The sequence below is a fragment of the Streptomyces sp. OfavH-34-F genome (genome assembly GCF_022347745.1).
In the GTDB taxonomy this organism is placed as follows: domain Bacteria; phylum Actinomycetota; class Actinomycetes; order Streptomycetales; family Streptomycetaceae; genus Streptomyces.
This window is the reverse complement of the sequence record NZ_JAKRGC010000288.1, coordinates 1-8,336: the sequence shown is the minus strand read 5'-3', so window position 1 is coordinate 8,336 and position 8,336 is coordinate 1. Positions and strand designations below refer to the sequence as shown.

General features: G+C 75.9%; 8 protein-coding genes and 1 pseudogene. 6 read left to right on the top strand and 3 right to left on the bottom strand.

The window, feature by feature from the left end:
* The 3 genes and pseudogenes from MHW47_RS28460 to MHW47_RS28450 form a co-directional block, all read left to right on the top strand.
* A pseudogene (locus MHW47_RS28460) lies at nucleotides 1–320 on the top strand (precorrin-3B synthase); the annotation flags it as partial.
* An 87-nt stretch (nucleotides 321–407) separates the two neighbouring features.
* Nucleotides 408–1,034: a precorrin-8X methylmutase gene (locus MHW47_RS28455; protein ID WP_239226628.1), complete on the top strand. Its 627-nt coding sequence runs from the start codon at nucleotides 408–410 to the stop codon at nucleotides 1,032–1,034.
* Complete coding sequence (locus MHW47_RS28450) at nucleotides 1,031–2,539, top strand: precorrin-2 C(20)-methyltransferase (RefSeq protein WP_239226627.1); 1,509 nt, start codon at nucleotides 1,031–1,033, stop codon at nucleotides 2,537–2,539. The genes MHW47_RS28455 and MHW47_RS28450 overlap by 4 nt, the downstream gene beginning before the upstream one ends.
* On the opposite strand, the gene MHW47_RS28445 is transcribed toward MHW47_RS28450, so the two are convergent.
* The gene (locus MHW47_RS28445; RefSeq protein ID WP_239226626.1) at nucleotides 2,524–3,273 is read right to left on the bottom strand and encodes a cobalt-precorrin-6A reductase; all 750 of its coding nucleotides are present in this window, start codon (nucleotides 3,271–3,273) and stop codon (nucleotides 2,524–2,526) included. The two genes, MHW47_RS28450 and MHW47_RS28445, sit on opposite strands and share 16 nt — an antisense overlap.
* Nucleotides 3,274–3,287: 14 nt before the next feature.
* Here MHW47_RS28445 and MHW47_RS28440 point away from each other — a divergent pair, with 14 nt between their 5' ends.
* Nucleotides 3,288–4,403 (top strand): cobalt-precorrin-5B (C(1))-methyltransferase, encoded by a 1,116-nt coding sequence (locus MHW47_RS28440; protein ID WP_239226625.1) that lies wholly within the window; start codon nucleotides 3,288–3,290, stop codon nucleotides 4,401–4,403.
* Nucleotides 4,404–4,418: 15 nt separating this feature from the next.
* On the opposite strand, the gene cobM is transcribed toward MHW47_RS28440, so the two are convergent.
* Nucleotides 4,419–5,168 (bottom strand): precorrin-4 C(11)-methyltransferase, encoded by a 750-nt coding sequence (gene cobM, locus MHW47_RS28435; protein ID WP_239226624.1) that lies wholly within the window; start codon nucleotides 5,166–5,168, stop codon nucleotides 4,419–4,421.
* A complete protein-coding gene (cbiE, locus tag MHW47_RS28430) occupies nucleotides 5,165–6,439 on the bottom strand; it encodes a precorrin-6y C5,15-methyltransferase (decarboxylating) subunit CbiE (protein ID WP_239226623.1) in 1,275 nt (424 codons plus the stop codon). The genes cobM and cbiE overlap by 4 nt, the downstream gene beginning before the upstream one ends.
* A 205-nt stretch (nucleotides 6,440–6,644) precedes the next feature.
* Here cbiE and modA point away from each other — a divergent pair, with 205 nt between their 5' ends.
* Together modA and MHW47_RS28420 are read left to right on the top strand one after the other, a co-directional pair.
* The gene (gene modA, locus MHW47_RS28425) at nucleotides 6,645–7,427 is read left to right on the top strand and encodes a molybdate ABC transporter substrate-binding protein (RefSeq protein ID WP_239226622.1); all 783 of its coding nucleotides are present in this window, start codon (nucleotides 6,645–6,647) and stop codon (nucleotides 7,425–7,427) included.
* Between the two features lie 74 nt (nucleotides 7,428–7,501).
* Nucleotides 7,502–8,336, top strand: an 835-nt coding sequence (locus tag MHW47_RS28420) for an ABC transporter permease (protein WP_239226621.1), incomplete at its 3' end; no start/stop codon positions are given.

Below are 8,336 nucleotides of genomic sequence, written 5' to 3'. Positions count from 1 at the left end.
CCGACCGCTCGCCGTGGACCGGGACGGGCGCCTGCATCGGCCGCCCCGGATGCGCCAAGTCCCTGGCCGACGTGCGAGGTGACGCTGCGTCGGCCCTGCCCGCCGCGCCGCCCGGGGACGCCCTGCCCGTGTACTGGTCCGGCTGCGAACGGCGCTGCGGCCATCCGCGCGGCGACTGGGTCGACGTCGTCGCCGGACCGGACGGCTACCAGGTGTCCGTCGTCCGCGACGGCGCCCGCCCCGAGGACCCGGTGCAGGTCGCTGCCGAACCGGCCGCGCTGGCCGCCGCCGTGGCGGCGGCCCGGGAACCGCGCCGCTGACGTACCGAACCCTTCGCGCCGCACCCGGCCCGAACACCGCCCGAAGCCCCTGCCCGTAACCCGCCCGCTGAAGAGAGCGACACCACTGTGCACCAGTACGAGAAGGACGGACCGGCCATCTATCGCCAGTCCTTCGCCACCATCCGGGCGGAGGCGGACCTCGCCGGCCTGCCCGCGGACGTGAGCCAGGTCGCGGTCCGCATGATCCACGCCTGCGGCATGGTCGACCTCGTACGCGACATCGGCTACACGCCCGGCGCGGTCGCCCGCGCCCGCGCCGCGCTGCGGGCCGGCGCGCCCATCCTGTGCGATGTGGCCATGGTCGCCAGCGGGGTCACCCGCAAGCGGCTGCCCGCGGACAACGAGGTCGTGTGCACCCTGTCTGACCCGGCCGTGCCCGCGCTCGCGAAGGAGCTGGGCACGACCCGCTCGGCCGCCGCGCTGGAACTGTGGCGGGACCGGCTCGACGGCGCCGTCGTCGCCGTCGGCAACGCCCCGACCGCCCTGTTCCGGCTGCTCGAAATGATCGAGGACGGCGCCCCGCGCCCCGCCGCCGTCATCGGGGTGCCGGTCGGCTTCGTCGGCGCCGCCGAGTCCAAGGACGCCCTGGCGGCCCACCCGTCCGGGCTCGACCACCTGATCGTGCGCGGCAGGCGCGGCGGCAGCGCCATCGCCGCCGCCGCGCTCAACGCCATCGCCAGCGAGGAAGAGTGACCGTGAGCCAGCAGACAACGGGACGGCTGTACGGGGTCGGGCTCGGCCCCGGCGACCCGGAGCTGATGACCCTGCGCGCGGTGCGGGCCATCGCCGAGGCGGACGTCGTCGCCTACCACAGCGCCCGGCACGGCCGGTCCATCGCCCGGTCCATCGCGGCGGAGCACCTGCGCGCCGACCACATCGAGGAAGCCCTCGTCTACCCGGTCACCACGGAGACCACGGACCATCCGGGCGGCTACCGGGGCGCCATCGAGGACTTCTACACCGAGGCGGCGGCCCGGCTCGCCGCCCATCTGGACGCGGGGCGCACGGTCGCCGTGCTCGCCGAGGGCGACCCGATGTTCTACGGCTCGTACATGCACATGCACAAGCGGCTGGCCGACCGCTACCCCACCGAGGTCATCCCCGGGGTGACCTCGGTCAGCGCCGCCGCCGCCCGGCTCGGCACCCCGCTCGCCGAGGGCGAGGAGGTGCTGACGATCCTGCCCGGCACCCTGCCCGAGGAGGAGCTGACCGCCCGGCTGGCCGCGACCGACGCCGCCGTGGTCATGAAGCTCGGCCGCACCTTCCCCGCCGTGCGCCGCGCGTTCGAGGCGTCGGGCCGGCTGCCGGAGGCCCGCTACGTCGAGCGCGCCACGATGGCCGGGGAGCGGCTGGGCGACCTGGCGGACACCGACGCCGGTTCGGTGCCGTACTTCGCGGTCGCCGTGCTGCCGAGCCGGGTGGACGCCCGCCCCGGACCCGGCCCGGACGGCGGCGGGGTGACGGTGGTCGGCACGGGCCCGGCCGGGCCGCTGTGGCTGACGCCCGAGACGCGCGGCGCGCTGGCCGCCGCCGACGACCTCGTCGGCTACACCACCTACCTGGACCGGGTGCCGGTCCGGCCGGGGCAGACCCGGCACGGCTCCGACAACAAGGTGGAGTCGGAGCGGGCCGAGTTCGCGCTCGACCTGGCCCGGCGCGGGCGGCGGGTCGCCGTGGTGTCCGGCGGCGACCCGGGCGTCTTCGCGATGGCCACGGCCGTGCTGGAGGTGGCGTCGCAGGAGGCGTACGCGGACGTGCCGGTCCGGGTGCTGCCGGGGGTGACGGCCGCCAACGCGGCGGCGGCCCGCGCCGGGGCGCCGCTGGGCCACGACTACGCGGCGATCTCGCTCTCGGACCGGCTCAAGCCGTGGGACGTCATCGAGCGGCGGCTGGCCGCCGCCGCGTCGGCCGATCTGGTGCTGGCCCTGTACAACCCCGGCTCGCGCAGCCGCACCTGGCAGGTCGGCAAGGCGCGGGACCTGCTCCTCGAGCACCGCTCGCCGGACACGCCCGTGGTCCTGGGCCGCGATGTCGGCGGGCCCGCCGAGAGCGTACGGACCGTGCGCCTGGCGGACCTGGACCCGGCCGACGTGGACATGCGCACGATCCTGATCGTCGGTTCCTCGCAGACCCGCTGGGAGCGGCGCGGCGAGGGGCGGTCACTCGTGTGGACCCCGCGCCGCTACCCGGAGAGCTGATCCCTCAGCCAGGCGGCGGCTTCTTCCGGGCTGCCGGCCACCGCGCCCCCCGCCGGGACCGGTGGCCGGCGGACGACGACGACGGGGACGCCGGCCTCGCGGGCGGCGGTCAGCTTGGGGGCGGTCGCGGCGCCGCCGCTGTCCTTCGTGACCAGGACGTCGACGCGGTGGCGGCGCAGCAGCTCCCGCTCCCCCTCCAGGGTGAAGGGGCCCCGGTCGAGCAGGGTCTCCATCCGCGCCGGGCAGGGCGGTTCGGGCGCGTCCACGGACCGCATGAGGAACCACAGGTCGTCCAGGCCGGCGAAGGCGGCGAGCCCCATGCGCCCGGTGGTGAGGAAGACCCGCCGCCCCAGCGCGGGCAGGGCCGCGGCCGCCTCCTCCAGGGAACCGACCGGGTGCCAGTCGTCGCCGTCACCGGGCACCCAGCCGGGCCGGCGCAGCATGAGGAGAGGAACATGGGCGGCGGCGGCCGCGGCCGCCGCGTTGAACGTGATCGTCCCGGCGAAAGGATGGGTGGCGTCGATGAGCGCGTGCACCCGGTGTGCGCGGAGCCAGTCCGCGAGCCCGTCGGCGCCGCCGAAACCGCCGACGCGGACCTCCCCCGGCGGCAGCTTCGGCCGGGCCACCCGCCCGGCCAGCGAACTGGTGACCCTGCTCCCGGCGGGCAGGCCGGCCACCAGCAGTTCGGCGAGCCGGCGGGCCTCCGTCGTCCCGCCCAGAATCAGTACGTGCACGGGGAGGACCATCCTTGAATGAGGCGAAAGGCGGGCGCGGCGCCCAACTCAAGCACACCGGGCTGCGGCCCGGCTGGACGACCGGGGCCTGTGCCACCGCCGCCGCGACCGCCGCGTACACGGCGCTGCTGAGCGGCGACTTCCCGGACCCGGTCACCATCACGCTGCCGCGCGGCGAGACCCCGGCGTTCGCGCTGGCCGTGGAGGAGCTGTCCGGCGACCGCGCGACGGCGGGCGTGGTCAAGGACGCGGGCGACGACCCCGACGTGACGCACGGCGCGCTGGTGCGGGTGAGCGTGCGGGCGCTGCCGCCCGGTGCGGGCGTGGTGTTCCGGGCCGGGCCCGGGGTCGGCACGGTGACGCTGCCGGGGCTGCCGCTGGAGGTGGGCGAGCCGGCGGTGAACCCGGTGCCGCGCCGCATGATCGGCGAACATCTGGCGCGGGTGGCGGCGGCGCACGGCGGCTCCGGGGACGTCGAGGTGACGATCGGGGTGGACGACGGCGAGGAGATCGCCCGCTCCACCTGGAATCCGCGCCTGGGCATCCTGGGCGGTCTGTCGATCCTGGGCACGACCGGCATCGTGGTGCCGTACTCGTGCTCGGCGTGGATCGACTCCATCCGCCGGGGCGTCGACGTGGCGCTCGCCGACGGGCGCACCCATGTCGCCGGGTGCACGGGCTCCACCTCGGAGAAGACGGTGGTCGCCGTGTACGGGCTGCCGGAGATCGCACTGCTGGACATGGGCGACTTCGCGGGCGCGGTGCTGAAGTACGTACGGCGGCATCCGGTGGAACGGCTCACGATCTGCGGCGGGTTCGCCAAGCTGTCGAAGCTGGCCGCCGGCCATCTCGATCTGCACTCGGGGCGCTCCCAGGTGGACAAGGGACATCTCGCCGAACTGGCCCGGCGCGGCGGCGCCGACGAGGCCCTGGCCGCCGAGATCGCCGTCGCCAACACCGGCCTCGCCGCGCTCCGGCTGAGCCAGGCGCACGGCGTTCCGCTGGGTGACCTGGTGGCCGTGGCCGCGCGGGACCAGGCGCTGTCGGTGCTGCGGGGCGCCCCGGTGGCGGTGGACGTCATCTGCGTCGACCGGGCGGGCACGGTGGTGGGGCGCAGCCCGGTGCGCTGACGCCCCGCCGGGGTGTCAGCAGGTGTGGCGGTCGCGGGCGGGCGAGTAGAGGTGGCTGTCCCGGAACTGCTCGGCGCCCAGGGTGCGGCCGACCATGATGACGGCGGTGCGGATGACGCCGGCCGCCTTCACCTGGTCCGCGATGTCGTCCAGGGTGCCGCGCAGGATCAGCTCGTCGGGGCGGGAGGCCATGGCGACGACGGCGGCCGGGCAGTCGGCCCCGTAGTGCGGCAGCAGTTCCGCGACGACGCGGTCCACGTAGCGGGCGGCCAGGTGCAGCACGATCAGCGCGCCGCTGCGGCCCAGGGTCGCCAGGTCCTCGCCCTCGGGCATCGCCGTGGCGCGCTGGGCGATCCGGGTCAGGATGACGGTCTGGCCGACGGTCGGCACGGTCAGTTCCCGCTTGAGCGCAGCGGCCGCCGCCGCGAACGCGGGAACCCCGGGCACCACCTCGTACGGCACGCCCGCCTCGTCCAGGCGCCGCATCTGCTCGTTGACCGCGCTGAACACCGAGGGGTCGCCGGAGTGCAGCCGCGCCACGTCGTGACCGTCCCGGTGCGCGGCGACGAGTTCGGCGGTGATCTGGTCGATGTCGAGCTGCGCGGTGTCCACCAGGCGGGCGTCGTCCGGGCACTCGGCGAGGAGTTCGCGGGGCACCAGGCTGCCCGCGTACAGGCACACCCGGCAGGAGGCGAGGGTGCGCGCGCCGCGCACGGTGATCAGGTCGGCCGCTCCCGGTCCCGCTCCGATGAAGTACACGGTCATCTGTCGTCTCCTGAGGGTTGTACGGGGGCGTTGCCGGGGGTGACGGGGGTGCGGACCGACCACTGGGTGACGGGCATCGCCTGCCGCCAGCCGGTGAAGCCGCCGACCGGGGCCGCGTGCGCCACGGCGAGCCGGACGAGTTCGCCGCCGTGCCGCCGGTAGCGGTCGGCGAGCACGGCCTCGGACTCCAGGGTGACCGTGTTGGCGACGAGCCGGCCGCCGGGCGGGAGCGCGTCGAGGCAGGTGTCGAGGAGGCCGGGCGCGGTGAGGCCGCCGCCGATGAACACCGCGTCGGGGGCGGGGAGTCCGGCGAGGCACTCGGGGGCGCGGCCGGTGACGACGCGCAGGCCGGGGACGCCGAGCCGGGCGGCGTTCGCCTCGATGCGTGCCGCGCGCACCGGGTCGCGTTCCACGGTGACGGCCCGGCAGGAGGGGTGGGCGCGCATCCACTCGACGGCGATGGAGCCGGAGCCGCCGCCGATGTCCCACAGGAGTTCGCCGGGGGCCGGGGCGAGCACGCCGAGGGTGACGGCCCGCACGTGCCGCTTGGTCAGCTGGCCGTCGTGTTCGTACGCCTCGTCGGGCAGGCCCGGTACGGCGCCCAGGCGCAGGGTGCCGGGGGCGGCGCGGCACTCGACGGCGACGACGTTGAGCGGGTCGCCCGGCGGCCGGTCCCAGGTGTCGGCGGTGCCCTCGGCGCACGCCTCGTCCTCGCCGCCGAGCTGTTCGAGGACGTGCAGGCGGCTGGGTCCGAAGCCCCGGTCCCGGAGCAGGGCGGCGACCTCGGCCGGGGTGGTGGCGCCGGCGCTGAGGACGAGCAGCCGGCGGCCGTCGTGCAGGGCGGCGGCGAGCCGGGCGGCGGGGCGGCCGACGAGGGTGACGACCTCGGTGTCCTCCAGCGGCCAGCCGAGCCGGGCGCAGGCGTAGGAGACGGACGAGGGGTGTGGCAGGACCCGCAGCCGGCCGGCGCCCAGGACCTCGGTGAGGGCCCGGCCGATCCCGTAGAACATCGGGTCGCCGCTGGCCAGGACGGCGATCCGGCGGCCGGCGTGGGCGGCGAGCAGGCCGGGCACGGCGGGGCGCAGCGGCGTGGGCCAGGGCACCCGTTCCCCCGCGCACTCCGGTGGCAGGAGGCCGAGTTGGCGGCCGGCGCCGATGAGGACCTGGGCGTCCCGCAGGGCGGTGCGCGCCGCGTCGGTGAGGCCCGTCCAGCCGTCGGCGCCGATCCCGGCCACGGTCACTGCGGGCGGGAGGGGGTGCTCGGGGGTCACGGACGGTACCTCGGGGCTCGGGGGCGGGCGCCTCCGCACTCTACTGGCCGGTCGGCGGCGGTGTTCGAACAGGTCCCCGGTGCGGGGCGGGCCCGGGAGTCCCCGGGGAAGCCGTTGGGACGATCCTCCGACAGCGTCCGCATCTGCCATGTGTTTTCCCATGGAAAGCTGCACATGCCAGTCGATCGGGCCTATTCTTCGGCACATGCTGTCTCCCTTCACCCGGTCCTCCGCCCGTGGGCGCGCCGCAGCGGCCCTCCTCGTCGTGGGCCTGCTCGCGCCCCTGACCGCCTGCGGCGGGGACGACGGCGCCGGGGACGCGGCCACCGGACTGACCGTCCTCGCCGCCTCCTCGCTCACCGACGTGTTCACGGAGGCGGGCGCCGCGTACGAGAAGGAGCACCCGGGGACGGAGGTGACGTTCTCCTTCGCCGGGTCGCAGGAGCTGGCCGCCCAGGTGAAGCAGGGCGCGCCCGCCGACGTCCTGGTCACCGCCGACACCACGACCATGGACGGGCTGCGGGCGGAGACCGGGACGCCCGTCGTCATCGCGAAGAACCGGCTCGTCATCGCCACCGCGCCCGGCAACCCGGAGAAGGTCGGCGGCCTGGCGGACCTGGCCGACCCGGAGCTGAAGGTGGTCCTGGCCGCGCCCGAGGTGCCGGTGGGCCGCTACAGCGAGCAGATCCTGGACGCCCAGGGGCTCACCGTGAAGCCGGTGTCGCAGGAGCCGAACGTGCGCGCGGTGCTGAGCAAGGTCGAACTGGGCGAGGCGGACGCCGGGCTGGTGTACCGGACCGACGTCACCGCCGCCGCCGGAAAGGTGGACTCGGTGGACATCCCGGACGCGCGGAACGCCGTCGCCTCCTACCCGGCCGCCACGCTCGACGGCAGCGAGCACGGCGACGCCGCCGCCGCGTTCGTGAGGTGGCTGTCGTCGCCCTCGGCACGGAAGATCCTGACCGGTGCCGGCTTCCAGCAGCCGTAACGTGAACCAGGAAGCCCGATCCGTCAGCAGGGGAACCCCGATGAACCGAGCGCGCCCGTGAACCGGCCCCGCCCATGAACCGATCCCGCGCGCCGCTGGTGCTGGCGCTGCCCGCGCTGCTGGCCGTGGCGTTCCTGCTGCTGCCGCTGGCCGGGGTCCTCGCCCGCACCTCGTGGGGCGAGCTGGGCACGCATCTGACCGGCGAGGGCACCGTCGAGGCGCTGACCCTGTCGCTGGTCGTCTCCGGCTGGGCGCTGGTCCTCTCGCTGCTGCTCGGGGTGCCGCTGGCCTGGCTGCTGGCCCGGGTCGACTTCCCCGGCAAGGCCGTCGTCCGCTCGCTGGTGCTGCTGCCGATGGTGCTGCCGCCCACGGTCGGCGGCGTCGCCCTGCTCCTGGCCTTCGGGCGGCGGGGGCTCCTCGGGCCGTGGCTGGAGGACTGGTTCGGGATCACGCTGCCCTTCCACACCTCCGGGGCGGTCCTCGCCGCGACCTTCGTCGCCATGCCGTTCCTGGTCATCAGCCTGGAGGGCGCGCTCGGCGGACTGCGGCCCCGGTACGAGGAGACCGCGGCCTCCCTGGGCGCCTCGCCGGTACGGGTGTTCCGCACGGTCACGCTGCCGATGGTCGCCCCCGGACTGGCCGCGGGCGCGGCACTGACCTGGGCGCGGGCGCTCGGCGAGTTCGGGGCGACCATCACCTTCGCGGGCAACCTCCCCGGCACCACGCAGACGCTGCCGCTGCGGGTGTACCTGCTGCTCCAGGACAGCCCGCAGGCCGCCACCTCGGTCTCCCTGCTGCTCCTGGTCATCGCCATGGCGGTGCTGCTGGCGCTGCGCGGGCGCTGGACCGGGACGCCCCGGCCGGGCACGCCCCGGCGGGAGCCGGCCGACGAGGGACCGGCCGACGAGG

Coding starts and splice junctions, on each gene's coding strand:
- cobM (WP_239226624.1), bottom strand. CDS start 5,168: ATGACCGTGTACTTCATCGGAGCGGGACCGGGAGCGGCCGACCTGATC.
- modA (WP_239226622.1), top strand. CDS start 6,645: ATGCTGTCTCCCTTCACCCGGTCCTCCGCCCGTGGGCGCGCCGCAGCG.